The 25,935-nt window shown below is 63.3% G+C and carries 22 protein-coding genes and 1 tRNA gene; 11 read left to right on the forward strand and 12 right to left on the reverse strand.

Translation table 11 applies throughout. The features are described 5' to 3' along the window. Positions 1-162: 162 nt before the first annotated feature. A complete protein-coding gene (locus OPC11_RS14075; RefSeq protein WP_264782321.1) occupies positions 163-1,821 on the reverse strand; it encodes a PQQ-binding-like beta-propeller repeat protein in 1,659 nt (552 codons plus the stop codon). Between the two features lie 223 nt (positions 1,822-2,044). On the opposite strand from OPC11_RS14075, the gene OPC11_RS14080 reads away from it, so the two are divergent. Beyond that, complete coding sequence (locus OPC11_RS14080) at positions 2,045-4,372, forward strand: hypothetical protein (RefSeq protein WP_007982230.1); 2,328 nt, start codon at positions 2,045-2,047, stop codon at positions 4,370-4,372. 40 nt (positions 4,373-4,412) lie between these two features. Here OPC11_RS14080 and OPC11_RS14085 read toward each other — a convergent pair whose 3' ends face one another. Further along, the gene (locus tag OPC11_RS14085) at positions 4,413-5,507 is read right to left on the reverse strand and encodes an ATPase domain-containing protein (protein WP_264782322.1); all 1,095 of its coding nucleotides are present in this window, start codon (positions 5,505-5,507) and stop codon (positions 4,413-4,415) included. 123 nt (positions 5,508-5,630) lie between these two features. Between OPC11_RS14085 and OPC11_RS14090 the strand changes: the two genes are divergently transcribed. Together OPC11_RS14090 and OPC11_RS14095 are read left to right on the forward strand one after the other, a co-directional pair. Next, positions 5,631-6,032, forward strand: a complete 402-nt coding sequence (locus OPC11_RS14090; protein WP_264782323.1) for a hypothetical protein — start codon at positions 5,631-5,633, stop codon at positions 6,030-6,032. Positions 6,033-6,118: 86 nt separating this feature from the next. Beyond that, positions 6,119-6,191, forward strand: a tRNA-His gene (locus OPC11_RS14095). 77 nt (positions 6,192-6,268) lie between these two features. On the opposite strand, the gene OPC11_RS14100 is transcribed toward OPC11_RS14095, so the two are convergent. The 3 genes from OPC11_RS14100 to OPC11_RS14110 form a co-directional block, all read right to left on the reverse strand. Continuing rightward, positions 6,269-6,508: an amphi-Trp domain-containing protein gene (locus tag OPC11_RS14100; RefSeq protein WP_007982226.1), complete on the reverse strand. Its 240-nt coding sequence runs from the start codon at positions 6,506-6,508 to the stop codon at positions 6,269-6,271. Between the two features lie 110 nt (positions 6,509-6,618). After that, positions 6,619-8,127 carry a glycosyltransferase gene (locus tag OPC11_RS14105; RefSeq protein ID WP_264782324.1) on the reverse strand — a complete coding sequence of 503 codons (1,509 nt, stop codon included), beginning with the start codon at positions 8,125-8,127 and terminating at the stop codon, positions 6,619-6,621. A 233-nt stretch (positions 8,128-8,360) separates the two neighbouring features. Continuing rightward, positions 8,361-9,233: a hypothetical protein gene (locus OPC11_RS14110; RefSeq protein WP_007982219.1), complete on the reverse strand. Its 873-nt coding sequence runs from the start codon at positions 9,231-9,233 to the stop codon at positions 8,361-8,363. A gap of 108 nt (positions 9,234-9,341) precedes the next feature. On the opposite strand from OPC11_RS14110, the gene OPC11_RS14115 reads away from it, so the two are divergent. Both OPC11_RS14115 and glmM read left to right on the forward strand, forming a co-directional pair. Then, positions 9,342-10,565: an MFS transporter gene (locus tag OPC11_RS14115; RefSeq protein WP_007982217.1), complete on the forward strand. Its 1,224-nt coding sequence runs from the start codon at positions 9,342-9,344 to the stop codon at positions 10,563-10,565. Between the two features lie 47 nt (positions 10,566-10,612). Continuing rightward, positions 10,613-11,977 carry a phosphoglucosamine mutase gene (gene glmM, locus OPC11_RS14120; RefSeq protein ID WP_264782325.1) on the forward strand — a complete coding sequence of 455 codons (1,365 nt, stop codon included), beginning with the start codon at positions 10,613-10,615 and terminating at the stop codon, positions 11,975-11,977. 30 nt (positions 11,978-12,007) lie between these two features. Here glmM and OPC11_RS14125 read toward each other — a convergent pair whose 3' ends face one another. From OPC11_RS14125 to OPC11_RS14140, 4 genes are all read right to left on the reverse strand, one after another. Continuing rightward, entirely contained in the window at positions 12,008-13,120 is a 1,113-nt protein-coding gene (locus tag OPC11_RS14125; RefSeq protein ID WP_264782326.1) for a hypothetical protein, read from the reverse strand. Beyond that, positions 13,113-13,550, reverse strand: a complete 438-nt coding sequence (gene hisI / locus OPC11_RS14130) for a phosphoribosyl-AMP cyclohydrolase (protein ID WP_264782327.1) — start codon at positions 13,548-13,550, stop codon at positions 13,113-13,115. The genes OPC11_RS14125 and hisI overlap by 8 nt, the downstream gene beginning before the upstream one ends. A gap of 82 nt (positions 13,551-13,632) precedes the next feature. Next, positions 13,633-13,914: a GYD domain-containing protein gene (locus tag OPC11_RS14135; protein WP_007982209.1), complete on the reverse strand. Its 282-nt coding sequence runs from the start codon at positions 13,912-13,914 to the stop codon at positions 13,633-13,635. 76 nt (positions 13,915-13,990) lie between these two features. Further along, positions 13,991-14,857 carry a polysaccharide deacetylase gene (locus tag OPC11_RS14140; RefSeq protein ID WP_007982207.1) on the reverse strand — a complete coding sequence of 289 codons (867 nt, stop codon included), beginning with the start codon at positions 14,855-14,857 and terminating at the stop codon, positions 13,991-13,993. Positions 14,858-15,390: 533 nt separating this feature from the next. Here OPC11_RS14140 and thrS point away from each other — a divergent pair. From thrS to OPC11_RS14160, 4 genes are all read left to right on the forward strand, one after another. Next, positions 15,391-17,328 carry a threonine--tRNA ligase gene (gene thrS / locus OPC11_RS14145; protein ID WP_264782328.1) on the forward strand — a complete coding sequence of 646 codons (1,938 nt, stop codon included), beginning with the start codon at positions 15,391-15,393 and terminating at the stop codon, positions 17,326-17,328. Between the two features lie 93 nt (positions 17,329-17,421). Then, entirely contained in the window at positions 17,422-18,135 is a 714-nt protein-coding gene (locus OPC11_RS14150; protein WP_007982204.1) for a phosphoribosyltransferase family protein, read from the forward strand. Positions 18,136-18,338: 203 nt separating this feature from the next. Further along, the gene (locus OPC11_RS14155) at positions 18,339-19,751 is read left to right on the forward strand and encodes an NCS2 family permease (protein ID WP_007982203.1); all 1,413 of its coding nucleotides are present in this window, start codon (positions 18,339-18,341) and stop codon (positions 19,749-19,751) included. 137 nt (positions 19,752-19,888) lie between these two features. After that, on the forward strand, positions 19,889-20,137 hold the full coding sequence (locus tag OPC11_RS14160; protein WP_264782329.1) for a glutathione S-transferase N-terminal domain-containing protein: 249 nt from the start codon (positions 19,889-19,891) through the stop codon (positions 20,135-20,137). A gap of 122 nt (positions 20,138-20,259) precedes the next feature. On the opposite strand, the gene OPC11_RS14165 is transcribed toward OPC11_RS14160, so the two are convergent. After that, complete coding sequence (locus OPC11_RS14165) at positions 20,260-21,207, reverse strand: transcriptional regulator (RefSeq protein ID WP_026177817.1); 948 nt, start codon at positions 21,205-21,207, stop codon at positions 20,260-20,262. A gap of 145 nt (positions 21,208-21,352) precedes the next feature. On the opposite strand from OPC11_RS14165, the gene OPC11_RS14170 reads away from it, so the two are divergent. Both OPC11_RS14170 and OPC11_RS14175 read left to right on the forward strand, forming a co-directional pair. Then, positions 21,353-22,621 (forward strand): tRNA(Ile)(2)-agmatinylcytidine synthase, encoded by a 1,269-nt coding sequence (locus tag OPC11_RS14170; RefSeq protein ID WP_264782330.1) that lies wholly within the window; start codon positions 21,353-21,355, stop codon positions 22,619-22,621. A 175-nt stretch (positions 22,622-22,796) separates the two neighbouring features. Next, positions 22,797-22,985, forward strand: coding sequence for a hypothetical protein (locus OPC11_RS14175; RefSeq protein WP_264782331.1), 189 nt, complete (start codon positions 22,797-22,799; stop codon positions 22,983-22,985). Positions 22,986-23,830: 845 nt separating this feature from the next. Here OPC11_RS14175 and OPC11_RS14180 read toward each other — a convergent pair. Together OPC11_RS14180 and OPC11_RS14185 are read right to left on the reverse strand one after the other, a co-directional pair. Continuing rightward, positions 23,831-24,925, reverse strand: a complete 1,095-nt coding sequence (locus OPC11_RS14180) for a pyridoxal-phosphate dependent enzyme (protein ID WP_264782332.1) — start codon at positions 24,923-24,925, stop codon at positions 23,831-23,833. 7 nt (positions 24,926-24,932) lie between these two features. Continuing rightward, positions 24,933-25,889 (reverse strand): succinylglutamate desuccinylase/aspartoacylase family protein, encoded by a 957-nt coding sequence (locus OPC11_RS14185; RefSeq protein ID WP_007982196.1) that lies wholly within the window; start codon positions 25,887-25,889, stop codon positions 24,933-24,935. Between the last annotated feature and the right edge of the window lie 46 nt (positions 25,890-25,935).

Raw genomic sequence — 25,935 nt, forward strand, 5'->3', positions numbered from 1 at the left:
AACCACCGTCCGTGGTCGGTAATTCATGGGGTGGCATTGCAACGGCGGCCAGATAACTGCTTGCATGTCAAGAATTTCTGCCAGTTATTCCGCTGACAGTATCGGGGCGGTTCGGAGACCCCGACGCCGACCTCGGCAGGTCGAACGGTCGGTGACGAAGACTCAGTTCGTAGAGAGTCGAACGCTCGCCGTGTCGGTGGCACCGTTCGCATCCGTGACTTTCAGTTCCACCGTCAGCGACCCGCACGTCGGGATGGTAGCCGAGACTACCGAACCGGACTCCTCGTACTGACCGTCACCGTCGATGTCCCACGCGAACTCCAGTTCTCGCCCGGTCGAACAGGAAGCGGCGAGTCGAACGATATCCCCGACATCCAAGGAATCTAAATCGAGATTCGATACGACATCGATACACACGTCGAGCGGCGGGAAGTCGTCCCCTCCGTCGGGGTCATCGGACGGAAGTCGCTCGTCGCCGTCCGGTCGCCGGTCGCACGGCCCGAGGACGAAGAAGTTCGAGTAGTAGGTGTACTTGTAATCGAGCGTCGCGTTGGCTGGATACGTCACGGCGTACAGTTTGCCATCGGTAACGACGGGTTCCCCTGCGGCCGGAGCGTCTTCCGGCGACGTTTCCAAGCCGTCGTTGTCGAGCAGACACGACCACCGCAGGTCGCCGGTCGCGCTATCGACGGCGTGAACGAGTCCGCTACCGACCGCCGGGTTCGACTTCGGCGCGTACCGGGAGCCCAAATATACCGTCTCGTCACCCACGACAGGACTGCTGAGGAACCGTCCCTGTAGTTCCGTCTCCCATTCCGTTTCGCCGGAATCCGCATCGAGCGCTCGAAGAGTCGATTCGGCGTCCAAATCGACGAAAAAGACGTGACTGTCGGTGATGGCAGGACGCCCGTCCCACCTGTTGTCACCTTCGGATTCGTACGTCCACTCGACCTCCCCGGTGTCGGACGACCGAGCTTCTATCTTGACGGTCGTGTCATCGGCGGCGATGTAATCGGTTTGAGTGTAGTACACCATCTCGCCGTTCGTCGCGGGCGTGCCGAGGGTCGCGTCGTCCTGGGACGTACGCCACTTCACCGACCCGTCCGTCGCGTCGAGCGCGTTTCCGTCGCTCACGAAGACCGTTTCGTCAGCGTAACTCAGGGCATCGCCGACGTCCTTCGCGAGTCCGCTGACACCATTGGTCTTCCACACGATTTCGCCGTTTTCGCGGTCAAAGGCGTACGTACCATCGCGGTTCGACGTGAATAGCCGGTCGCCCGCGACGACGGGCGGGGACCACACGTCGTGGTCCGTCCGCTTCCACGTCGTCGCCCCCGACTCGGCGTCCAGCGCATATAACCCGTCCCCGTCGGCTTCCTCCGAGGTGTGTGTGGAAAAATAGAGCCGTTCGCCGTCGGTCGCGGGGGTCTTCGGACTGAAGACATCGGTGCGCTTCCACCGTCTGTCGCCGGTTTCGATATCGTACGCGCCGAGATAGCCGGACCGTTCCCCGGGGGTGTTGTTCGTCGTCGCGGCGAGGTACACGACATCATCGGCGACGACGGGTTCAACGTGGTACATACCGCCGTCCAAGTCCATCTTCCAGTCGAGTGTGGGAAACGGGGCGGGACCGCTATCGCCGGTCGCTCCCGCCCTACCCGGGCCGGACCGAGGTCCGTTCCAGCCGTTTTCCCGTCCACCCGTGCCATCGCCAGCGACGGAGACGGTACTCCCGTAGCTTGCGACACCTATCGTAATACCGACGGTTTTCAGGAACGTTCGTCGGTCAGTGCCCGTTCGCGGTGGTGATTCTCCAGACATTATTCGAGTATAAAAACAACCGTTTTTAGTATTGTTATGACGTCCCTGAATCCAATATTCAATCTTCAGGCAATCCATAACAATAGTGAATCCAGTTTTTGTACGAAGCATGCGCCACGGAGAAATCAGTAACGGAAGCACACAAGCATCCGATATCGTGGACCGAACCCTCGTTGCAACGCGAGAACATTTCATCGGGCGGCGGTCGAAGGAGGGGCGCTGAATGCCGACCTACGATATCGTGGAGGAGGGTGCCGATAATACCGGGGACACGGCGATCGATTCGGTTCTCGACGACCTCGTGGGTAGCGATACGACCATCATCTTCCCGTCGGGAACCTACCGCCTCAACGAACTCGTCGTCCCCTCCGGCATGGACGATCTCGAACTCGTCGCGCCGAACGGCGCGCGACTCGTTCCCGGACGGTCCGGCGACGACGTGCGGTGGTTGGAGGTGTCTTCGAGGGGGTTCGTCTTGGACGGATTCGAACTCGACATGCGGAACACGGAGGTCCCACCGTTCGTTCGGATGAACTCCAACTCGGGGAACTGGGAACTCAAACGGCTCGTGACCCGCGGAAAGGTTCGCGCCGCCACCGACACGAACGTCGGGTCGAACGATTCGAGCGATGCGCGCACGTACTTCCGGTTGTCGGCGGACGCCGGAACCCGCGGACTCGTACAGGATTGTTACTTCCACGAAGGGGCGTGTGAACCCGACGAAGCGAGCAACCGACGGGCGGTGCTGATCGAGTCCGGGAGCGGGAAACTGCTGTTCAACCGCTGTTGGTTCGAGCAGTGGGCCGAGAACACGATATACGCGAAGAAACCCGCGGGAGCGGTGAAGGTGTACAACTGCTTTTTCCGCAACACGCAAAACGGCATGCGTCTCGGCGGAAACTCCGAGGTGAACAACACCGTCTCGATAAAGGACGCACAGCACGCGCGACAAGCGTGGTCGAACGGGTCGCTACAGCGCGGCGTGAACAGCGAGGCGACCGTTCCGACCGACCTCTCGGAGGGAATCGACAGCTACAACGGGACGCTCGTCGTCGTCAACAGCGACTTCTATCACCGATACCCCTCGTCGAGTTGCGGCGGAGCGATCACGGCACCGCACCCGTGTCAGAATATCATCGTATCGAGAGTCCGCATCAGCTACGATTCGACCAAGAACCACGACGCCATCTACACCTACGAGGGGCAGATGAACGACGGGAGTCCGGTGAACCTCGAGTCCCTCCGACTCCAGAACGTCCACGTGCGCAACGACCACGATTCGGAGTACGCGGTGTTCATCGGCGAAGAGCCGGACACGTGGGGAACGGTTTCCGGTGTCCTCGGCGGCACCGGAGCGGCGACCAACTCGTCGTACGTGCAAAACCGGATGACCATCGATGGGGACCCCGACCCACCGGTTACGGAACCCGCACTGCCGAGTCCGCCGCCGCTCGGGGAGGTCCCGATGCAGTCGGCGAAAGTCGTTCGCATCGATAACACGGGTAACAGTTCGGAATCGACCTTCGAAATCGAGGGAGGCGATCTCGTTCTCCCGAGCGGGGATGACGGCGCGACGGTGAACATGGGATGGGCACGGCCGCTGTCGGCGCGACGGGTCCCGAACTCGACGCAGGCCAAGGGAACGATACCGCCCGGTGAAGTGTACGCGTTTTACGTGACGGGCGGTATCGAGTCGACGCAAGGGAGCGGTCCGGCGACGTGGACGGTGGACGGTGAACCGTTCACACCGGGAACGACCCTCGCAACGAAGTCGTTCACCACGAACCAACCGGAGGAGGACACGTGGTGGAATGCCGAGACGGGCGTTCCGGAGACGCGGGTCGTGGTCATGAAACCGCTCTCGTACAACGGGGGTGAACCGTGTCACACCCGTCTGCGGAACGTCGGGGACGGAAGCTTCCAGTACAAACTCGAAGAGTGGGAGTACTTGGGCGGAACACACACGACCGAAACGGCCCACATGCTCGCGGTGCAACCGACCGAACGAGAGGTACCGTTGGGCGACGGGAGCACGTATTCGGTGACAGCCGGAACCGTGACAGTGAACGATAGCTTCAGTACCGTTTCGCTGGGCGATTTCTTCGACGCGCAACCGGTCGTGCTCACGAAATCACAGACGTTCAACGGGTCCAACCCGATAGTCACGCGAGTGAGGGAGGTATCACAGGGGTCGTTCGACGTGCGAGTACAGGAGGAGAGCGGCCTCAACGGACACGTGACCGAAACGGTCGGATACATCGCACTGGAACAAGCGACGGGGCGGCTCGACGGTGAGCCGTTCGAAGTGGGGCGGACCGGGATGTCCGTGACGGACGAGTGGTATCGTATCGACTTCCAGCAACAGTACGACTCGCCGCAGTTCATCGCGGACATGCAGACGTTCCACGGGTTGGATACGGCGGAACTTCGCTACCGGAACCTGACGGGGACCGGCGTCGAAGTCAAAGTCGAAGAAGAACAGAGTGGTGACGAGGAGACGAGTCACGCCACGGAAGCAGTCGGGTACGCAGTCTTCGAAGGAGCCAATTGATGCTCTCCCCGCGCTGAAGGGAGAGGATTCCCGACCGGGGTCACTCGTCCAGATTTGATTCGCCGGACTCCCCGGGGACGTCGGTTTCGTCGGCCGACCCTCCGCCGGAATCGGCGGAGGACCGATTTTCCGACGCTATCTCCGGGGATTCGCCCACGAAGTTACCCGCCTTTTCGAGTTCCTCCATCGGGTCGAACGCGACGAGTCCGTCACCCCCGGTGTACTCGTAGGCGACCCACTCGGGAATCGTGAGGACGCCGTTCATCTTCCGGATGCGAACCCGTTTGATGAGCACGTCCTCGATTATCGATCCGTCCAACTGCAAGTCGATGATTCCGTCGATGACGTAGGCCATGTCGTGGGGAAAGGCGTCCTCTTCCCCGGTGAACGTCGCGCCCGCGAAGACGATGACGAACCGGCCTTTGCAGATGTCCGCTCGGATGTCCTTGACGAAATCGTACGCTCGAACGGGTTGGACGAGGGATCCGAATTCGGTCAGCGAGTCGATGGCGACGACGCCGGTGTCGCTCATAGACAGCGATTCGAGGCAGTTGTCGAGTTTGTTCTGGAGTTCGCTCGTGTCGCTCGGGTCGCGGACCGTCGTCGTCGCGTCCGCGACGATGCGGTGGAGGAACTGGTTCCACTCGTCCATCCGAGTGAACATCCGGTCGCGGTCGCTGACGCGATACGTGAAACAATCGAGGATGTGTAGGAGACCGGATTCGAGGTACGGGAGGACGTTCCACTCCAACGAGAGGAACTGCTCGATGACGGAAATCGGAGGTTCGGTGAAGCTGACGACGATGGCGGGTTCGCCGCGCCGAAGCGTCCGCCAGACGAGTTCCGACTGGATGGCGTTGTCGCGGGTTCCACCCTCACCGGAAAGGAGGACGAACGAGTTCCGCGGCAATCCCTCCGGCAGGTGGTCGTCGAGCGCCGAGACACCCGTGTTTATCTGTCGAAAGCCGTGGTAGGTCGTGAACACGCGGTCGCTTCGGCGCATCTCGTCCCGGCAGGTCCGCGAGCAGAAATCGTAGGTGGTATCGCCGTACTCCAGCGATACCGGAATCTCGGGACACGGCAGACGACAGAAATCACACCGTGCTCGGTCGGCGTTCAGGGAGTCGTCGCTCATAGTCACACGTTAGCATCCGAAGGGAATGAAGCTACTCCCGGCCGCAAACCATCGGTAATCGGTATGTCGGGAACGATTGGGCTGGGCTGAAGAGTTAATGCGAGGGAGCGAGAATAGCCACTCATGCGCGTCCGAGACGCGGTAGAGGCAGACGGGGGACGCCTCGCGGCACTCGCCGACGTACCGACCGAGGTGATGGCCGACGTGGTTCACGACCGGACGGTTCGCGTGGCGGAATCGGATGGAGAAATCGACGCCTTCGTCGGGTTCGAAGCCGACGAGGAGACGGTGCACGTCACGCACCTCTTCGGCGCGGAGGCGGCCTGCGAACACCTCCTCGACGAGCCGATTCGATTCGCGGAGCGGGAGGCGATGCCCGTCGAGATACTGCTGCCCGAACCAGAGACCGATATCGTCGCTGTCGCCGAGAACGTCGGATTCGAAGAGTCCGACCCCGGTCCGTGGTTCGACGGCCACCGAACCCGTCGATTTCGACTGGAGAATCCGACGGCCGAGACGGAATGAGTGCGAGTAACACGGCAGAAACCACCATACGCGACGTTCCTTTCCGAAACGTATTTTAATCTCTCCCGATTACCACGACATGCGTGTCCGGGTTGGGGTAGTGGACTATCCTCCAGCCTTGTGGAGGCTGGGACGCGGGTTCGATTCTCGCACCTGGACCTTTTGCGAACATTTCTTCGTGAGCGGGTAGTTCTCGGAACCATCCGCGAGCGACTCACGCGACGTTCCGAAACGGACTACTTCGGTTTCCAGTCGAGTTTTATCGAGACCGTCTCCCGGTCCCCGCGGAGCACGGAGGACGACTCGCGGATGCCGATTTCGTAGCCGATCTTCTTCCGCGGCGAGAGCGTGACCGTCTTGTTACCGACGTCGATATCGGCGGAACCTTTCCCGCGGAGTTGGGCCGCGATATCTTCGAGGAGGTCCGCCGCTTCGTCGCGCGTTACTTGTGCTTCGTGAAGCGTCTTTTCGGACATGGACGAAGGCGTACTTCACACTGGAAAATAGCTGTTGTGGGCGCGAAGTGGTACCTGTCCGCCGGTGTCCTCGTCGGATTCGTGGCGTTCGTCCCGCTGGTGTTCGTCCTCTAATCGACCAACTCGCCGAGCGTGTCGAGCCACCGCGTCACCTGCTCGAAGACCAGGTAGGTGTCCGTGACGTGGCGCTGGGCGCTGTAGGACCAGTCGTCCCACCGCTCGGGCGACCCGAGCACGTCGTCCAGCGTGCGGGCGACCGATGCCGGGTCGCCCGAATCCGGGACCAACCGTCCGTCCTCGCCGTCGCGGATTTGGGCGCTGATGCCGCCGGTGTCCGCGCCCATCAGGACGGCCCGTTTCCACATCGCCTCCGTCACCGTGAGACCGAATCCCTCCTGAAGCGAGTTCTGGGCGACGACCGAGGAACACCGCTGGAGGGCGTTGATGACGAGCGCGCTGTCGTGCTGGTCCGGCGGCATGACGACGACGGCGACGTCGGACCGTACCTCGGGGTCGAGCGCCAGCCATTCCTCCTCCAGATTTTCGAGCGCCTGGCGTCCCTCCGGGTCGTCCGCCACCGAGGAAGGGTCGGGACCGACGAGGAGGAGACGGGCGTCCTCGATTCGCTGACGGTGAGCGGCGGAGCGCTCCGAATCGGTCGAATCGTCGCCGCCGTTCGCGGCCGTCTTCACGGAGGCGTCCACGTCTTCACGAACGTCGCGTTTGAGTTCGGCGAACCCGCGCAACAGGGGAACGAATCCCTTGAGACCGTCCCAGCGGGAGATCTGACAAATCGTCGGACGGAAGAGCAGGCCGATGTCGTCCGGGTCCGTCGCGGGCGCGAACGTGCCGTCGGCCTGTAATCGCCGCGCCGGTTGGTCGAACCGCTCGACCGGGTGGTCGGTGTCGATGAGGTCCGCCCGCGCCAGAACGGTGGCGGCCTCCTGCGGCTTGAGACGGCGGTTCTTCGCGCTGAACGGGTCGATTGCGGGCGGGATGATGTCGGCCTCGGTTTCCAGAAACGCGGGAACGTACGCGGGGAGCGTGAACACCGTCCGGTCGTAGTCGGCTATCCACGGGCGGAGGAACTCCCACGCGGTTCGGGATTTTTCCGAGTGCTCCTCGGAACCGATGTGACACCGCCAGACGGCGGGAACGTTCAGCGCGTCGGCGACCATCGAACCCGCCGCGAGCGGTTGCGGGTCGTGGACGACGAGCACGTCTTCGGGTGCGATGTGGTCTTCGAGTTCGTCGGCGACCGAGCGACTCGTCGCTTCGTAGATCGACCGCTCGTGGTCCACGAGGTCGGGGTCGCCCGCACCGTGCAGGAGGTTGTGAATCCCCTTCGTGAACTCGAAGAACACCGGTTCGTCCACGTCGATGACCGCCCATTCCGCATCGACACCGAGCGCGCGGAAGAGGCCGACGAGTTTCGGCATCATCTCGGCGACGCCGCCGCCGCTCGCCGTCGAGTTCACCATCCAGACGGTGCGCCCGTCCAGCGCTGCCACGTCGTCGGTGACGGTGTTTTGCATCGTTCGGACCGAATCCCGAAGGACGGTATCGGTCGCGTACTCCTCGATAGTGTGTTCGACCTCGATGTCGATGAGTCGTATCATTGGTACCGCCGCGATGCTATGTGGGATGACAGCACACCGTAAACAGATTGTGTTCGAAAACTGGCAAACGAACGGAGAGCGGCGGACGAATTCGAGTCAGTCGTAGGTACTAAAATATACTGGAAAATACTATTTTATACTGAAAAATACTAAATGGCATCGGATACTACTGAACTCGTTTCTCGACTACTGAACGCTACTCGACCAGTCGGGAACGGGCGATAGACGAACCGTCATCGTTCGCTAACGGTCGTCGAAACGACGGTCCCTTCGTTATCGACGGTCAATCGAAGCGCCTCGGAATCGAGGGGGATGCGGAGACGGAGGCGGGGTGGGTCGTCGTCGAGGACGGTCAGATAGTCACGGTGGAGCGCCCAGTCGAGGTCCCAAAGATACCGCTCGTCGAGTGAGACGCCGCGTTCGGCGTGAAAACCAACGACTCGGGGGTCGTCGCGGACGAGACACCCGACGGGGAGGTTCGCCATCGCCCAGCACGCGGAACAGGAGACGCGGAGTCGGTACGGCACGTTTCCGGTGCCGAGTTCGGGTCGGTAGTCGGTGAGGGTGCCGGACATCCGGGAACCGCATTCGGGACAGGTACCGGCGGCCGCGAGGGCGTTCCAGCGGCGGGTCCACACCTCGAAAGCGTCGAGGAGGTCGTCGCGGCGGGTCGTCGGCGCTGGCGGAAAGGGGTTGTGCAGGAGTTCCTCGCCGCAGGATTCACAAGCGATGTGGACGCGTTCCTCCTCGTAACGGGCGAACAGCGCCGCGTCCCCGCACTCGTAACACGTTCCGGGTGCGTCGAGCGTCGTCCCGTCGGCCTGCTCGGTGAACACGCCCGCCGTCAGCGCGCTCGCCACCTTGCGGCCCGCGTAGGTGAGCGCGTAGCCGTCGGACGATTTTCTGACGAACTGCCCGACGAGGCGCTGGAGGTGATAGTTGAAGTTACCGCTGTCGCGGAGGCCGACCCGTCGTTTGAGGTCGGCGTAGGGGAGCGAGGAGTGACCCTCGCGGAACGCCTGCTGGAGTTCGTAGAGAATCGAGACGCGGCGTTCGTTGCCGATAGCGGCGAGCGCGTCGGCCGGGTCGGGTCGCTCGTCCTCCATGTTCGGTCGTTCGGCGAGGGCGAATAAAACCCCCGTGAAAAATGTCAGCGTTCTATGTGCAATCGAGTGCGCAGAAGGAACTCGGTGCTGTCGCACGGTCGAGTAGGTATGTGGCAGTCGAATCGGAACATCGGCCTCTACTACGCCTACAAGTCCACGAAGGCGGTGGAGTTCTACCGGCCGATAATGTATCTCTACTTCCTCTCGCTCGGGTTGGATTACACCGGAATCGCCATCCTCGAAGGGATTTACAACGTCACGACCCTCGTCTCGGAGATTCCGACGGGATACGTCGGCGACCGGGTCGGCCGACGGAACAGTCTCCTCATCGGGACGACCATCATCACGCTGACGCTCGTGGGCATCGGTTTCGCGGGGAACTTCGCACAACTCGCGGTGCTGTACGCCTGCTGGTCGTTCGGCTACACCTTCCGGTCGGGGAGCAGCGACGCGTGGCTCTACGATACGCTCACCGACGACTTGTCGGAGGACAGGTTCGCCCACGTGCGCGGACGCGGGCAGGCGGTCGCCCTGCTGGTCGGCGTCGTCGGGTCCGTACTCGGCGGCTATCTCGGGAACATCGACCTCGCCTACCCGTTTCTGGTCGCCGCCGGGGTGACTGGAATCGGCGTCCCCGTCCTGCTCGCAATGGACGAACCCACGAGTTACGAGGAGAGCGAATCCGACGAACTCGGCGTCCGGGAGGCCGTCGGCGTGATTCGGGAAACGCTTTCGAATCCGCGGCTTCGGGCCTTCGTCGTCTACTACTTCGTCCTCTTCTCGGCGGTGTCCTACCTCGTGTTCATGTACGTCCAACCGGTGTTGGAGACCGTCCTGCCGCAGGTCGGCGTTCCGAAGGGAAGCGTCGAACCCATTCTCGGTTGGTTCTACGCCGCAATCAGTCTCCTCTCGGCGGGACTGAGCTACTACACCGGCGCGATTCGGGAGCGAATCGGCATTCGAACGTGGTTCCTCGTGATTCCGTTCGTCGTCGGCCTCGGCCTCGTCACGCTTCGGTTCGTCCCGGTACTGGCGATTCCGGCGTTCCTGTTCGCACGCGGTATCGCGGAGACTACCCGCTCGCTGGCGTCCCAATACGTCAACGACCGCATCGAGACGCTCGGACGGGCGACGGTGCTGTCCGCGCTGGCGATGGTGAGTTCGCTGACCGTCATCCCCTTCCAACTCGGGAGCGGACTGCTTTCGGACGCCGCCTCCCCGCTCACGGCGCTGGCGGTCGCGGGCGGCGTTCTCGTCGTCGGGTCGCTCGCCGTCCTCGGCTGGGAGTCGCCGGTGAAATCAGCCACCGGACAGCGCGCTGAGGCGGAGTAGCACCCGTATTCGGAATCTCTTTGAAGGCAGAAACCCCACGCCCCCACATGAAGGTGTTCGGGTCGAGCGGGACGAGAGGGGTCGCCAACGACGAACTAACCCCCGAGTTCGTGCTCAAAATCGCGAAGGCGGCGGGGACGGTCTGGCGCACCGACCGAGTTGCGCTGGCACGGGATACACGGGCTACGGGAGACATGCTCGCGGACGCCGCCGCGAGCGGGTTGGCGAGCGTTGGGTCGGACGTGGACCGACTCGGCGTCGTTCCGACGCCCGGCGCACAGGCGTACGCCGAAAGCGAGGGCGTTCCCGCGTTGATGATAACCGCCTCGCACAACCCGCCGGAGTACAACGGCGTGAAACTCATCGGCGACGACGGTATCGAACTCGCCGTCGGCAGCCTCGAACGAGTCGAAGAGAAGTTCCTCACCGAGAAATTCGAGGAGGTTCGCTGGAGCGAGACGGGTCACAGCCACCTCATCGAGGACGCCCGCGAGCGGTACGTCTCCCAACTGCTCGAATCCATCGACAGGGACCGAATCGCCGACGCGAACCTCACCGTCGCACTCGACCCCGGACACGGTGCAGGGTCGCTCACCTCACCCGAATTCTTCCGCAAACTCGGCTGTACCGTCGTCACGACGAACAGCCAACCCGACGGCCACTTCCCCGGTCGTGACCCCGAACCCGTCCCCGGAAATCTCGCCGACCTCGGCCGGTTGGTCGAAGCAAGCGGCGCGGACGTCGGCATCGCACACGACGGCGACGCCGACCGCGCCATCTTCTACGACGAGAACGGCCAGTACATCGAGGGAGACGCCACGCTCGCCGCGCTCGCCGCCGCACAACTCGAACCCGACGATGCCGTCGTCTCCGCCGTCAACGTCTCACAGCGCCTCGTCGATGTCGCACACGAGACGGGCGCGAGGCTCGAACTGACGCCCATCGGAAGCACCAACATCATCACGCGAATCAGAGAACTGGAGGACCAAGGCGTGTCCGTCCCCGTCGCGGGGGAGGGCAACGGCGGCGTTTTCTTCCCGAACTACCGGTTGAGCCGCGACGGCGCGTACACCGCCGCGAAGTTCCTCGAACTGCTGGCCGACGAGCGCGCGAGCGCCATCGTCGAACCGTACAACGGCTATCACAACGTTCGGACGAACATCTCCTACACGACGGACGCGGAACAGGACGCGCTCCTCGCCGCCGCCGAGCGGGAGGCCGAGGAGTCGAACGCGAAACTCAACACCCGCGACGGGTACCGACTGGACTTCGGCGACGCGTGGGTCCTCGCCCGCCCGAGCGGGACGGAGCCGATGGTTCGAATCTACGCCGAAGCGCGCGAACGCCACCGCGCCGAAGAACTCGCAGAAGAGATGGAAACAGCGCTCCGCGCGGCCAAAGCGAACGTCTGAGCGCGGTTCGTTTTTTCGACCCGAACGACCCTACCGCGAGGGATACTCGTCGAGCGCGTCGGAGAGCGTGTCTTTTCGCTCCCGCGCCCGTTCGAGTTCGTCTGTCACGTCGCCGCGGGCGAGTCGGTCGCGTTCCTCGTCGGAGAGTTCCGAGCGCGCTCGTGCGGCGGTGCGGAGGCGTTCGAAGTCGTCGTCGCGGGTGAGTCGTTCCACCTCGCGGAGCCGCGTGATGGCCTCCGGCGGTGCGAAGCGGTCCGCGACGCGAATCGCCTCGTCGCACCACCAGCGGAGTTCGTTCGCGGCGGCGGGCGGCCAGTCGATGGTGAGCGGTTCGGGACCGAGACGGTCGAGGTACGTCTCGTTCGTGGCGACGGCACGCTTCAGCGCCGCGGGGTCGGCGACGTAGTGTTCGAGTTTCGACCGGGAGTAGTGCGCGTATTCGAGCAGTTCGGGGAGGGTGAGGTCCCCGGCGTCGCTGTCGAGGAGGTACGCACGGAGTTCGTCCGGCGGCGGTTGGAACTCGATGAGAGGGTAGTGTTCGGTCGCGGCAAGGAATTCTATCAGTTCGCGGACGTTCTCGTCGTGAGTGAACGATTCGAACGCCTCGGTGATGGCGTCGTTGGCGGCGTCGATGGGTTCCCGAAGCAGTTCCGTCGGGGCGTCCAAGTCGGCGTCACCGAGTTCTCGGAGTCGTTCGAGGTCCGCGATTCGCTCCTCAAGTTCCGTTACCCGTTGTGAGACGGTGTGCCGGGCGTCCCGGTAGCGCTTGCGGGCCTCGTTTCGCTCGTCCGAGAGGGCGACGATATCTTCGGCGGGCGAAAGGGCGCTCCGTCCGTTTTCGAAATCGCGCTCGCTCAGCCGACGTTTGTCGATGGCGTTTTCAGCCCGTTCGAACGCCTCGCGCGCGGGCAAGTCGTCGGGAAGGTTCTCCACGAAGTCGGCGAACTGCCCTTGGAACTGGACGAACGCCTGGAAGTCGCCGGTTCCGGTCGCCTTCCCCTCGTAGCGGTCGAGGAGGTGCGTGGCGCGGTCGTAGGCGTCGGCGACGGCGCGGATGGACTCCTCGCCGTACTCCGCGACGGCGGCGTTGGCTTCTCGGCACGCCTCGTCCGCGTCGCGGAGTCGGGTCAACGGGTCACTCATAGGCCTCGTCGGGATCGAACACCCGTTCACCGACGACCGTCGTTTCGGCGGTTACGGCGGACGCGTCGGTGGGGTCGGTCGATTCTTTCTCGTCCCGATCCACGGAGTCGAGGGTTTGGTAGAAACAGGACTCGTAGCCCGTGTGGCAGGCACCGCCCTCTTGCTCGACGCGGTAGAGGAACGTGTCGCCGTCGCAATCGACGCGAACGTCCGCGACGCGTTGGACGTGACCGCTTGTGCCGCCCTTCTTCCAGAGTTCGTCCCGACTCCGGGAGTAGTAGTGAGCGAACCCGGTTTCGAGGGTCTTCTCGATTGCTTCGGGGGTGACGTACGCCAGCATCAGCACGTCGCCGGTGTCGGTATCCTGTGCGATTGCGGGGAGTAATTCGGTGTCATCGAACGCGAGGGCGACTTCGGACGACTCGTTCATGAATGAACGAACGAATCGGTGAAGAATATGCTTTTCCGCTCGGGGAAGAAATGATTTTTATCCATCATTTTCGGAGGAGAGGTCAGTCCTCGACCAGTCCCGCGAAATCGGCCATCGGGATGATTTCCATCGTCTGCATGTCCATCCCGTGGCGTTCGACCGCGATACCGGCCTTGAACGCGGTGTCGCGGTCCGGCGCTTCGAAGATGAGCAGGAAATCGTACTCGCCGAGCACGGCAAAGCTTCCATCCAGTTCGACGCCGAACTCCTCGAATTCGAGGCGGATGTCGCCCCACGTCGAAACGAGGTCTTGGGCGTTCTGAACGCTCGTTCGAATGTCTACGAGTGCAACGTACTTCGCCATGAATAACGAATCGAGACGCAACGGGAAAACGGTTGTAGCCACCTTCTTAAAACAGTCGTCCGCGACGGCGGACGGGTCAGTCGCCGAGCATCGCCATCGGCTCACGGTCGCCGCTCCGGACCTCCGCCGCGACCGTGCTCACGTCCGCGAACTCGACGCCCGGTTTCGCCCGCATGTGCCCTATCAACTCCTCCAACCGGGTCGTTCGCGGCGGTTGCCCGATGACTTGCGGGTGCATCGCCAGCGTGAAAATTCCGTTTTCCACGTGTTCGTACATCCAATCGAACTGCGCCCGCCAGAGGTCGAACACCGACCGCTCGTCGGCGAAACCCCACAGAATCGACTGCTCCCAGACGAACATCAGCGCCGGGAAGTCCGCCCGTTTCCACGATATCGGCACCTCCACGATGTCGCTCTTCTCACCGATTTCGTAGGGCTTGTCCTGCGGTGCGCTCCAGTTCTTCCGGAGATAGTACGGCCGGAAGTCGTTGCCCATCTGGCTCGAATCCCACTCGAAGCCCAGTTCGTCGAGGATGTCGAGCGTGTGCGTCGAGAACTCCCACGCGGGGGACCGAAAGCCGACCGGGGGACTACCGGTGATGTCCTCGATGTTCGTCATCGCGCGTTCGTACTCGGCCTTTTCGTCCTCTTTGCTGTCGAACGTGCTCGGGTTGACGTGCCGCCAGCCGTGACACTGGATGTCGTAGCCGCGGTCGTGGACCTCGCCGACGCGCTCGGGGAAGCTCTCGATGGTGTGGCCGGGGACGAACCACGTCGCCGGAATCCCGTGTCTGTCGTGCAGGTCGAGGAGTCGGGGTGCGCCGACCCACGCGCCGTACACTCCCCGTGACAGTTGCGTCGGCGCGTTCCCGACCTCGAAGGTGTGAATCCACACCGACACCGCGTCGAAGTCGTAGGTCAAACAGACGGTCGCGTCACTCATCGAGAACCGTGACGACGGGGAGCGGCTTACCTGTAGCTCATTGGTACAGTTCCGAGAGGTGTTGGATTACGGGTACCCGGCGGGAACCCGTCGAAGCGACGTCCCGCACCCGCATACCATACGTGAACACCACGTCCGTACACCACACCCGCATACCACGTCCGTACACCACACCCGCACACCACGTCCGTACACCACACCCGCACACCACGTCCACACACCACACCCGCACACCACGTCCACACACCACACCCGCACACCACGCCCACGTACCACACCCGCACAAGAGATATATATCGTCCCGCGAGTACGGTTGGATGAGCAACACGATGCTAGGTGACTGCTTTACACGCCGGGTTCTCGCCCGCTAATCTAGTCACCACCATCGTCGTTTTCCCGCCCGCTTCCGACACGGAGAGCCACGCGTATCGAAGGGATAGCAGCGGCGCGAACGGGCGTTCGCGCCGCGCGCGACGGCATCCGGTCGAAGCGGGAGAGCGCTCCATCGAAATCAGAAATCACCAGTCACAACCATGAGCCAGCAATCACAGAACGGAGTAATCGTATCGCTTCCCGACGGGTCGAAACGCAAGTTCGACGGCCCCGTTTCGGTCTCGGACGTCGCCTACGACATCGGGCCGGGACTCGGCGAGGATTGTCTCGCCGGAATCGTGGACGGCAACCTCGTCGCCCCGGAGTATCGAATCGGGTCGAACGCCGACCTCCGAATCGTCACGCCGGGCAGCGAGGACGCCGTGCGCGTCCTCCGCCATTCCGCCGCGCACGTCCTCGCACAGGCCGTCTCGCGGCTGTTCCCGGACGCGAAACTCGCCATCGGCCCGCCGACGGACGAGGGGTTCTACTACGACTTCGACGGCCTCGACATCGACGAAGACGACCTCGCGGACATCGAAGCAGAGATGCGGGACATCGTGTCGGCGGACTACGACATCGTGCGCGAGGAGGTATCCCCCGAGGAGGCGCGCGAGCGCCTCGCCGACCAACCGTACAAACTCGAACTGCTCGACGACATCGCGGCGGACGAACCGGTCACGTTCTACCGACAAGGGGAGTTCGAAGACCTCTGTGCCGGGCCGCACGTCGCATCGACGGGCGAGGTCGGTGCCCTCTCGCTCCTCGAAATAGCGGGGGCCTACTGGCGCGGCGACGAGGACGAGGCGATGCTCACGCGGATGTACGGCACGGCGTTCGAGCGCGAATCCGAACTGGAATCGTTCCTCGAACGGCGGGAAGAGGCCGCGAAGCGCGACCACCGAAAAATCGGGCGCGAGATGAACCTGTTCTCGGTGCCCGACCACTCGCCGGGATGCGTCAACTTCCACCCGAACGGGATGGCGATTCGGCGCGAACTGGAGGAGTACGTCCGCGAGAAGAACGCCGAGCTGGGATACGAGGAGGTAAAGACGCCCGAACTCAACCACACGGAACTCTGGAAGAAGTCGGGCCACTACGACCACTTCAAGGAGGAAGGCGAGATGTTCGCGTGGGAGCAAAACGGACACGAGTACGGCCTAAAACCCATGAACTGTGCGAACCACGCTCACATCTACGACGACCAGCGTCGGTCCTATCGTGACCTGCCGCTTCGGTTCTCGGAGTTCGGCATGTGCTATCGAAACGAGCAGTCCGGCGAACTCTCGGGGATGTTGCGGGTGCGCGGATTCACGCAGGACGACGGCCACGCCTTCGTCCGTCCCGAAGGGATTCGGGAGGAAATCGCCCGCACGCTGTCGGTCATCGACGGCATGTACGAGGCCTTCGGCTTGGACGCCCACCTGGTACTGGAGACGAAACCCGACGACGCCATCGGCGACGACGAACTCTGGGAAAGAGCACACGAGGCGCTCCGGAACGCGCTGGAGGACGAGGGGTTGGAGTACGACGTGGCCGAGGGCGAAGGCGCGTTTTACGGGCCGAAAATCGCCATCAACGTCGAGGACGCCATCGGGCGCGAGTGGACCATCGGAACGGTGCAGTTGGACTTCGTGCAACCCGAGCGCCTCGACATCAGCTACGTCGGCGAGGACAACGAGGAACACCGGCCTGTGATGATTCATCGCGCCCTGCTCGGGTCGATGGAGCGCTTCATGGGCGTGTTCATCGAGCACGTCGCGGGGAAGTTCCCGTTCTGGCTGGCACCGGAGCAGGTCCGAATCCTCCCCATCACGGACGACGAATCGGGCTACGCCGAGGAAATCGCGGACGAACTCGGGTCGTTCCGCGTCGAGGTGGACGACCGGGACTGGACGCTCGGGAAGAAAATCCGCGCGGGCCACGACGACCGCGTACCGTACATGATAATCGTCGGTAGCGACGAAGCCGAATCGGGAACGATTTCGGTGCGCGACCGTGAGGAGAGACAGGAGGGCGGCGTCGAACGCGACGACTTCCGACGCCATCTGGAGGCCGAGTACGGCGAAAAGCGCCTCCACCCGGACTTCCTCGACTGACCCGCGTCACGAACCGAATCCACATAGTTGTGACTAGACGAACCGAATCCAGCATCGAAGTGTTCAAGGTTGCACGATGATGAGTAGCGGGGTATGAACCGAGCAGAGAAGGCCAATCTCCAACTACAGGCCGTCTCCGTCCTTCGAATGCTCAAGGAGACTCGAACCTACGACGAACTCGCCGAGGTGACCGACCTCCCGGCGGGCGACCTGAATCGCTACGTGAACGGACACGTCCTCCCCAGTCCCGACCGCGCGGAAGCGGTCGTGGAAGGGGTCGGACGCGAGCAACTCGCGGAAGAACTGCAGGCCCGGACCCGCCTCGACCCGGAAGGGTACGTGGACAACTCCGGGGTCGTCTTCGACCAGTCGTTCCTCGACCTCGTGGCCCCCGTCGCCGTCGAGACGTTCGACTTCGACCTCCCCGACGTCGTGTTGACCGCCGCGACGGACGGCATCACGCTCGCCGCCGCGATGGCGAGTTACTTCGGCGCGCGCTGTGCCTACGCCAAGAAGTCGAAGGAAACCGCCGTCGAGGAGTTCATCGAGGCCCGCCAGCGACTCGCCTCGGGTATCGAACTCACCTACTACCTGCCCGCCTCGGCCATCGCGCCCGGCGAAACCGTGCTGGTCGTGGACGACCTCATCCGTTCGGGCGAGACGCAGGAACTCCTCTTGGACATCGCCGAGGACGCGGACGCGAACGTCGGCGGCGTCTTCGCCCTCATCGCGGCCGGAACGGAGGGAATCGAACGAGCGAAAGGACGGACGGACGCCCCCGTCGGCGCGCTTGCGTCGTTCGAATAACGTCTCGGTAGCACGCGGTAGTGAGCATCGTCATGTAAATTTTGCTCGAATGTGGGCGAAGGATTCCCCGACATATACATAATTACGTATTGGTGCCTAGATTCGATGAGAACTGTTAAGTAGGTATTCGCGTTTATGCTCACTCGTGAATCATGGGGCTAAAAGACATCAACGGTAATCGGCAGGAATCGGGCGTATCCGGCATGCTAGCTGACTACTTCGGTTTCGAGGAGCACGACACGACCCTCGGGACGGAGATCATGGCAGGGATAACAACGTTCCTGACGATGAGTTACATCGTCGTCGTGAACCCGTCCATCCTCGCGGACAACCCGCAGATACCGATTCAGGACGGTATCAACCTCGCGGGCTACTCGTACAACCAGACGGTGGCGATGCTCGCGGTCGTGACCATCATCGCCGCCGCGGTTGCGACGTTGACGATGGCGTTCTACGCGAACAGACCGTTCGCACAGGCACCGGGTCTGGGCCTGAACGCCTTCTTCGCGTTCACCGTCGTCGGAACGCTCGGCGTCTCGTGGCAGACGGCGCTCGCCGCCGTCGTCGTGGAAGGTGTGCTGTTCATCCTCCTGACCGCTATCGGCGCACGAAAATACATCATTCGCCTGTTCCCCGAACCCGTGAAGTTCGCGGTCGGAACGGGTATCGGACTGTTCCTCGCCATCATCGGACTCGAAGCGATGAACGTCGTCGTCGCCGATTCGGCGACCCTCGTCACGCTCGGCCCGGTCGCCTCCGACCCCACAGCGATCCTCTCCGTTCTCGGTCTCTTCCTCACGTTCGCACTCTACTCCCGCGGAATTCCGGGTTCCATCATCATCGGTATCGCCGCGACCACCATCGCCGGTTACGCCGCCGAGTTCTTCGGTCTCGTCGGCGCGGGAACCCTCACTCCGGCGATGACGGGTGCGACCTACGACATCTCTCCCGTCGCCGGCGCGTTCGTGAGCGGCCTCGGAGCCCACGGACTGACCACGCTCGACGGACTGTTCTCGTTCGGCCTCATCGTGTTCACGTTCTTCTTCGTGGACTTCTTCGACACCGCCGGAACGCTCGTCGGCGTCGGCCAAGTCGGCGGCTTCCTCAACGACGAGGGGAACCTTCCCGAAGTCGAGAAACCGCTGATGGCGGACGCCATCGGTACCACGGTCGGCGGTATGCTCGGCACCTCGACGGTGACGACGTACATCGAATCCGCCTCGGGCGTCGAGGAGGGCGGCCGAACCGGAATGACGGCGCTCGTCATCGGCGTCCTGTTCCTGCTCTCGCTCGTGTTCGTCCCCTTGGCGGCCGCGGTGCCCCAGTACGCCTCGCACATCGCGCTGGTCGTCATCGGCGTCGTCATGCTGGGCAACGTCGTTGACATCGCGTGGGACGACATCACCAACACCGTCCCTGCCGGAATGACCATCCTCGTCATGCCCTTCACCTACTCCATCGCCTACGGCATCGCCGCGGGCATCGTCTCCTACCCCATCGTCAAACTCGCCGCCGGAAAGCGCGATGATATCCGCCTCGGTCACTGGGCGCTCGCCGCGGCGTTCGTCCTCTACTTCTTCGTCCGCACGAGCGGCGTCCTGCAAGGGAACGTCTGAACACCGCCCCACTCCGCTCCGCTGTTCGAAAACCAGCGGGGTTTCTCATCGCCGGACGGATTCCTTTCGTCACTCGAAATCCGGCGGAATTCCTCGCGAACAGCACACTCTTATTTCTCACTTCCCTATGCGCTCGTATGTCGAACATCGAACTGTACGAACTCAGAGGGTGCCCGTTCTGTTCGAAGGTGACGTCCAAGTTGGACGAACTCGGACTGGACTACGAGACGCACTCCGTTCCCCGAAGACGCTCGCAGCGAACCGAAGTGAAAGAAATCAGCGGGCAAACCGGCGTGCCGGTGCTGGTCGATACGGAACACGGCATCGAAGGGATGCCCGAGAGCGACGACATCAACGAGTATCTGGAGACAACGTACGGCGAGTAACGACGCCGAGTCGAAGCGTTCGGTGCGGAATTCCGACGTTCGGTTTCGTCCTCGTGGCGAAAATGAACGGAAAACCGGGCTGACGGGAAAATCGGGCTGACGGGAAAATCGGGGCGACGATTTCAGGCCTCGGCGCGTTCCCGAATCAGCTTTTGCAGTTCGTCCGCGTCGTCGATTCCTTCGATTTCTTCGCGTTCGACCAGCGCGGTTCCGTCGACCGTTTCGCGCCGCGCTTCGTCAACGAAGTACACGGAGCGGGTGCGGGCGACGCGGCTGATGGAACTCATGATTCGAGCGCGCTTCTCGGCGGTTCGGGTGAACGCCGAATGGCTCGTCAGGACGCGATCCTCGCGATCGTCCTCGCTGACCGTCCTGAACGGGGCGCGGTTCGTCGGATGGACGGTGAACCCGACGCGGGTGAGCGCGGAGAACATGTCCTTGTCGTCGGGTTCGGCTTCCGGTTCGTCCGGTTCGTCGGCGTCCGTCAACTCCTCGGCACCGTCGAACACCTCGACCGGACTCGTCAACTCGCGGTCGAAGAGCGCTTCGAGTTCGACCGCAACCTCGACGCTGGCGTTCATGCCGCCCTCGTACTTCGAGACGGTGCGGCGGGAGACGCCGAGTTCGGACGCCAACTGCCCGAGACTCCAGCCTCGGTCTTGGCGCTCATCGCGGAGGATGTCGCCGTCGATGTTGACGTACAGGCCGCCGGGCGCGGCGTACACGAGCGGCGGGACGCCCTCCACGAACAGATCGACCGCCGTATCCGGGCTGAACACCGGGACGCCGTGGCGGAAGTACACCACGCCGGTTTCGAGGTCCTGATTTCGGGTCCGGAGGCCGAGCACCAACGGCGTCGCGTCGAGATACGTGCCGAGACGCCGCATCTCGACGCCCGTCTGGGCGTCGAACGCGTCGATATTGCCGAGGATCTTCAACAGCAGGAGGTCTGGTCCTCGTCGCGCTGCCACGTCGAAACTCTTTGGTCGGATAGCACACCGGTCGCTGACTACGAATCCAGCGTCCTCTAACATCGCAGTCACGTTTCCGACCAGTGCAGACCGGGACATGGTGGCAGGTAAGTGATTCCAGTATAAAGGCGTTTTGGCGCGCCACATCGGCGCTGTCTTGCGATTGTCAAAATTGCCGGCGATAGATTCATATACGTTAGATTTCTTCGAAAGCGGTTAGTTCGCCACGCCGTAACCACCGGACGTGACGGTTATCGGTCTCGACGACACCGACTCCCGGAACAGGGGCATGTGCACGACCTACCTCGCGGCGCGACTCGCCGAACGGATTCGAGACGCCGGGGGGACCGTGGAGCGACTGCTCCTCGTCCGACTCAACCCCGCCGTGAAACACAAGACGCGGGGCAACGCCGCGCTGGCGATTCACACCGATTTCGACGCCGACCGGGCGTTCGAACTCGCCCGCGAAGAGTTGTCCGCCGCCGCCGAGACCGACGACCCGAGGACGAACCCCGGCCTCGTCGTCGCTCCCCACGGCCCCGACGAGGCACCCGACGAAATCGCCGACTTCGCGCGGCGCGCCGTTCGGGAACTGCTCTCCCGCGAGGAGGCCGAACGGCGAATCGAGGCCGCGGGCTATCGCCACGCGGGATGGAAGAACGGCCGCGGGAAAATCGGCGCGGTGGCGGCCGTCGGCGCGCACGCCGCCTTCTCCGAGTGGACCTACGAACACATCTCCTACCGCGAACCCGAGCGGTGGGGCACCCCCCGCGAGGTGAACTTCGACTCGGCCTTCGCCGCCGCCGATTCGGGCTACCCGGACGTGTGGGACACCGTTGATCGCGGCACCAGCGAGGCGGTCTGCGTCCCCCACACGCCCTGCCCTATCCTCCACGGGATTCGCGGCGACGACCCGGAGGCCGTCCGCCGCGTCTCGAAGGGCATCGACGGCGAACCCGTCGCCCGAACCGCGCTGTTCGTGACGAATCAGGGAACCGACGCCCACCTGCAGAACGCCGCCCTGCACGAGGTCGAAGACGACAGCGCCTACCGGGTGACGGGGACCGTCGCCTCGGAACCGGAGACGCGGCGCGGCGGCCACGTCTTCTTCGCCGTGACAGACGGCGAGACCGAACTCCCGTGTGCCGCCTTCGAACCCACGAAGCGCTTCCGCGACCACGTTCGAAACCTCCGCCCCGGCGACCGAATCACGGTCTGCGGCGAGGTGACGAAGAGAACCCTGAAACTGGAGAAGTTCGCGGTGCGGTCGCTCGACGCGACGGAACTCGTGACGCCGAACTGCCCCGACTGCGGCCGCTCGATGAAGAGCGCGGGGGCCGGACAGGGCTACCGCTGTCGGCGGTGCGGAACCGACGCGGCGGGCAAAGTCGAGCGCGAACTCGACCGCGAACTCGAAGTCGGGTGGTACGAAGTCCCGCCGGAAGCGCGACGCCACATCGCAAAACCCCTCGTCCGCGGCGATTTCGACGCCCCGACGCATCCGGAGTGGTGACCGGTTCGAGGCGGGGGATTTCCGCGACTTTTTCTGGTGGGTCGTTCGACCGCCGCAACCTCTCAAACCAATAGAATTAACTCACCAGCGTTTGATATGTCGAGCGAAGCAACAGGGTTTCGCCGAAAGGCAGGTGATAGGCCACCTACCCTGCTTGCTTCGAGGCTATCGAAGCATGTCGAACAACGAACCTTCTTCGGAAAAGCGTATCGCCACCGAACAGACGCTCCTCCGCCTCGGCGGGGTGTCCCCCGAGGACGTGAATCAGGAGCTATTGGTCGATATTCACGACCTGTTCGAGGACCACGGCATTCCCATGCACAGCATTTCGGTCGAACGCTGGCGCACCGGCTACGTCTGTTAGCTGGATAGGGATACCGGGAATTTTTGAGCGGATTCGCTACGACGTGGTGTCGTTGTGAACGACTGAATCGCAACTGCTGAGACGTGGACCTCGAACGCCCCCCGCCTGTTCGCTACGAGTTGGTGGTTTTTCTGTGACTGCAACATGAGTTGGTGGTGCTTCTGTGACTGCAACATGAGTTGGTGGTGCTTCTGTGACTACAACTACAGACGTCACTGAAACCGCACCCGCACAGCACCGCACCACTCCCTCCCCAACCGATTCCGTTCCTCACTTCGTTGCGGTACTCATCCCTCGCGTGATAACCAATCAACCCCTCGGACGGGGCGTCCTCGGGGTTGTTGGTGCACACGCCGGGAGAGTCGATTCAGCTTCACGCTACTGGATTTCCATCGTGGCGCGCGCTGGCGAGGCGACGAGGACAACACGTCCGAGTCGCCTCGGAAAAACGTGCGAGGGATGAGGCTTGCGAGACGCGTCACGTCTCGCTGACCTGCGGCCACGGCCCGCAGGTATCGGAGGTCGATGGCCGAGAAACGCAATCGGTTGGGGAGGGTGTGGCTGATACGGTGCGGGTGCGGTTTCAGTGACGTCTGTAATAGCAATCACAGAAAAACCAACAACTCGTGTTGCAGTCACAGCAAAACCAGCATCACCTCGTAGCGAGCGTGGCGGGGGCTTTCGGGGACTGCCTCGTAGCGAGTGCAATCACACCAAAACCAGAACCCGCTCGTAACAGGAGAATTCGAAAACAGTACGCCAGCGGTTACGACGTCACCGAAGTCACATTTCGACGTCACCAAATCGACAGTACGACATCACGAAAACCGCTATCCGGTCGCCAGTTACGCTTTCAGTCCGCTGCCCGTGAGCGGGACCACCACGTCGGCGTCGTCCGCCAAACTCCCCCGGTCGCGGTACGCCGTCAGACCGGCCGCGGCGACGGCGCTGGTCGGTTCGACGTAGAAGCCGGTTCGATGGAGTTTCTCCAGGGCCGCTTCCGTGGAACCCGCGTCCAGCGCGATGGCGTCGCCGTCCGTCGCGTCGATGGCCTCCACGATCTGGTCGCGGCGGGCGGGATGCGTTATCTGAATCCCGTCCGCGACGTCGTTGCGCGCGTCGACGTGGCCGTCGGCGTGGATGCCGTCCGCGATGGGGGAGACGCCCGCGGCCTGCACGCCGAGGAGTCGCGGCATCGAGTCGGTCCACCCCGCGTCGAGCAGGGCGCGGAAGCCGCGGTACGCGCCGAGGAAGAGCGTTCCGTGCCCGAGCGGCGTCACGACGGCATCCGGGACGTTCCAGTCGCGTTGGGCGGCGAGTTCCAGCGCGAACGTCATCGTCCCCGCGAAGAAGGCCGGGTTCCAGGCGTGGCTGGCGTACCACCCGTCGCCGTTCTCGACGGCTTCGATGCACGCGTCGGTCACGTCCTGCCTGCTCCCCTCGATTCGGACCGGGGTCGCACCGGCACACTCGATGGCTTTTAGTTTCGAAGCCTTCGCGTCCGCCGGGACGTAGATTTCGGCGTCGATACCCGCCCGAGCGGCGTACTGGGCGATGGCCGCGCCCGCGTTGCCCGAGGAGTCTTCGAGCACCGTCTCGACGCCGAGTTCGGCGGCGCGCGAGAGGGTCGTCGTCGCGCCGCGGTCCTTGAAACTGCCCGATGGGAAGACGCAATCCAGCTTGAACTGGGCGTTCCAGTCGTCGGCATCGACGAGCGGCGTGAACCCCTCGCCGAGGGTCGCCACGCGCCGGACGGGGAGAAACTCCTCGAAGGCCCACAGGCCGTCCCGCGTGTCGATGTCGGTGAACTCGGGCGCGGGACCGTCGGGAAGCGGTTGCTCGGAGAAATCCAACGGATGGCCGCACTCACAGCGCCACGGCTCGTCCGCCCCGGCGGCGTATTCGTTCCCGCAAGCCGAACAGGAGAGGGTAGTAACCATGTGTTGGTCAGTAGCGGCTGACGTCGATGCCCACCGAACAGACGTATTCGCCAGTAGCGACTTGCGGCAGGCGACGCGAGCGCCAGAAGATGCCGTTGCGGTCGGCGGTGACTTCGGCTTTCAGTCTGCCGAACACGTCGGTGATGGTGAACAGCGTCTCGCCCGGCGACACGTCGTCGCCGAGGTCCTTCTGGAAGGTGACGAGACCGCCGCTCGGCGCACCGTAACGGTCGAACCCGGTCGCTCGCGTCTGGGTGTTCACCGTCACGTCCTCGTCGAGGAAGCCGTAGTAGCGCAGGACGTTGAACACGCCGTCGACGCCGTACTGGATGCTCTCTTCGTCCCAGCCGACACAGCCGCCGAGTTCCGGGTCGATGGTCGGGACCCCCTCGTCCGGCGCGGCGCGGGCGAGTTGTCCGTCCGGTCCCTTCTGGTCGAGGACGTAGCCGCAGTCGAACACCTTGGCGAGTTCGAGACACTCGTCGTGCAGTCGGTGGCGCGGGCCACAGCGGACGCGAGCCTCGTTTATCATCCGGCTGGTCGAACCCTGGTGCAGGTCGAGCACGAGGTCGGCGCGCATCGCGGCCTCGAAGGTCGCCGCCGCGATTCGCTCGCTCGACGTTCCCGACTCGTTGCCGGGGTACGTCCGGTTCATCTTCGTGTCGTCGATGGGATTCCTGTGTTCCGCCACCTGAAAACCGTGGTAGTTGACGAGACCGGTGATGAGAATCGTTCCCGAGAGTTCCTCGGGGTCGAGTTGCGGGACGACTCGGTTGACGACACCGAGTCCGTTGAGTTCGTCGCCGTCGCTGACGGCCTGGATATAGAGCGTCTTTCCGTCGTCCGCGCCGTTGATAACGGCAACCGGGAGGCCGAACTGGCTCCCGTCGCGAGTTTCACCGACCGGGAGGCGGCCCGTGTCCATCTCCCCAGGGGCCGCGCTCGCCGTTCCGAGCGTTGTCATTACCGAAACACCGTCGCCGAAAACCCTTAGCAGTTCGGTATTCCCG

The organism is Haladaptatus sp. T7, assembly GCF_026008575.1.
In the GTDB taxonomy this organism is placed as follows: Archaea; Halobacteriota; Halobacteria; order Halobacteriales; family Haladaptataceae; genus Haladaptatus; species Haladaptatus paucihalophilus.

Excerpts from the sequence above, each read along its gene's own strand:
- OPC11_RS14180 (WP_264782332.1), bottom strand. The coding sequence starts at position 24,925 with ATGGTTACTACCCTCTCCTGTTCGGCTTGCGGGAACGAATACGCCGCC.
- hisI (WP_264782327.1), bottom strand. The coding sequence starts at position 13,550 with ATGAACGAGTCGTCCGAAGTCGCCCTCGCGTTCGATGACACCGAATTA.
- OPC11_RS14135 (WP_007982209.1), bottom strand. The coding sequence starts at position 13,914 with ATGGCGAAGTACGTTGCACTCGTAGACATTCGAACGAGCGTTCAGAAC.
- OPC11_RS14110 (WP_007982219.1), bottom strand. The coding sequence starts at position 9,233 with ATGGAGGACGAGCGACCCGACCCGGCCGACGCGCTCGCCGCTATCGGC.
- OPC11_RS14165 (WP_026177817.1), bottom strand. The coding sequence starts at position 21,207 with ATGTCCCGGTCTGCACTGGTCGGAAACGTGACTGCGATGTTAGAGGAC.
- OPC11_RS14160 (WP_264782329.1), top strand. The coding sequence starts at position 19,889 with ATGTCGAACATCGAACTGTACGAACTCAGAGGGTGCCCGTTCTGTTCG.
- OPC11_RS14080 (WP_007982230.1), top strand. The coding sequence starts at position 2,045 with ATGCCGACCTACGATATCGTGGAGGAGGGTGCCGATAATACCGGGGAC.
- OPC11_RS14075 (WP_264782321.1), bottom strand. The coding sequence starts at position 1,821 with ATGTCTGGAGAATCACCACCGCGAACGGGCACTGACCGACGAACGTTC.
- OPC11_RS14155 (WP_007982203.1), top strand. The coding sequence starts at position 18,339 with ATGCTAGCTGACTACTTCGGTTTCGAGGAGCACGACACGACCCTCGGG.
- OPC11_RS14090 (WP_264782323.1), top strand. The coding sequence starts at position 5,631 with ATGCGCGTCCGAGACGCGGTAGAGGCAGACGGGGGACGCCTCGCGGCA.
- glmM (WP_264782325.1), top strand. The coding sequence starts at position 10,613 with ATGAAGGTGTTCGGGTCGAGCGGGACGAGAGGGGTCGCCAACGACGAA.
- OPC11_RS14115 (WP_007982217.1), top strand. The coding sequence starts at position 9,342 with ATGTGGCAGTCGAATCGGAACATCGGCCTCTACTACGCCTACAAGTCC.
- OPC11_RS14085 (WP_264782322.1), bottom strand. The coding sequence starts at position 5,507 with ATGAGCGACGACTCCCTGAACGCCGACCGAGCACGGTGTGATTTCTGT.
- OPC11_RS14105 (WP_264782324.1), bottom strand. The coding sequence starts at position 8,127 with ATGATACGACTCATCGACATCGAGGTCGAACACACTATCGAGGAGTAC.
- OPC11_RS14150 (WP_007982204.1), top strand. The coding sequence starts at position 17,422 with ATGAACCGAGCAGAGAAGGCCAATCTCCAACTACAGGCCGTCTCCGTC.
- thrS (WP_264782328.1), top strand. The coding sequence starts at position 15,391 with ATGAGCCAGCAATCACAGAACGGAGTAATCGTATCGCTTCCCGACGGG.
- OPC11_RS14185 (WP_007982196.1), bottom strand. The coding sequence starts at position 25,889 with ATGACAACGCTCGGAACGGCGAGCGCGGCCCCTGGGGAGATGGACACG.
- OPC11_RS14140 (WP_007982207.1), bottom strand. The coding sequence starts at position 14,857 with ATGAGTGACGCGACCGTCTGTTTGACCTACGACTTCGACGCGGTGTCG.
- OPC11_RS14175 (WP_264782331.1), top strand. The coding sequence starts at position 22,797 with ATGTCGAACAACGAACCTTCTTCGGAAAAGCGTATCGCCACCGAACAG.
- OPC11_RS14100 (WP_007982226.1), bottom strand. The coding sequence starts at position 6,508 with ATGTCCGAAAAGACGCTTCACGAAGCACAAGTAACGCGCGACGAAGCG.
- OPC11_RS14125 (WP_264782326.1), bottom strand. The coding sequence starts at position 13,120 with ATGAGTGACCCGTTGACCCGACTCCGCGACGCGGACGAGGCGTGCCGA.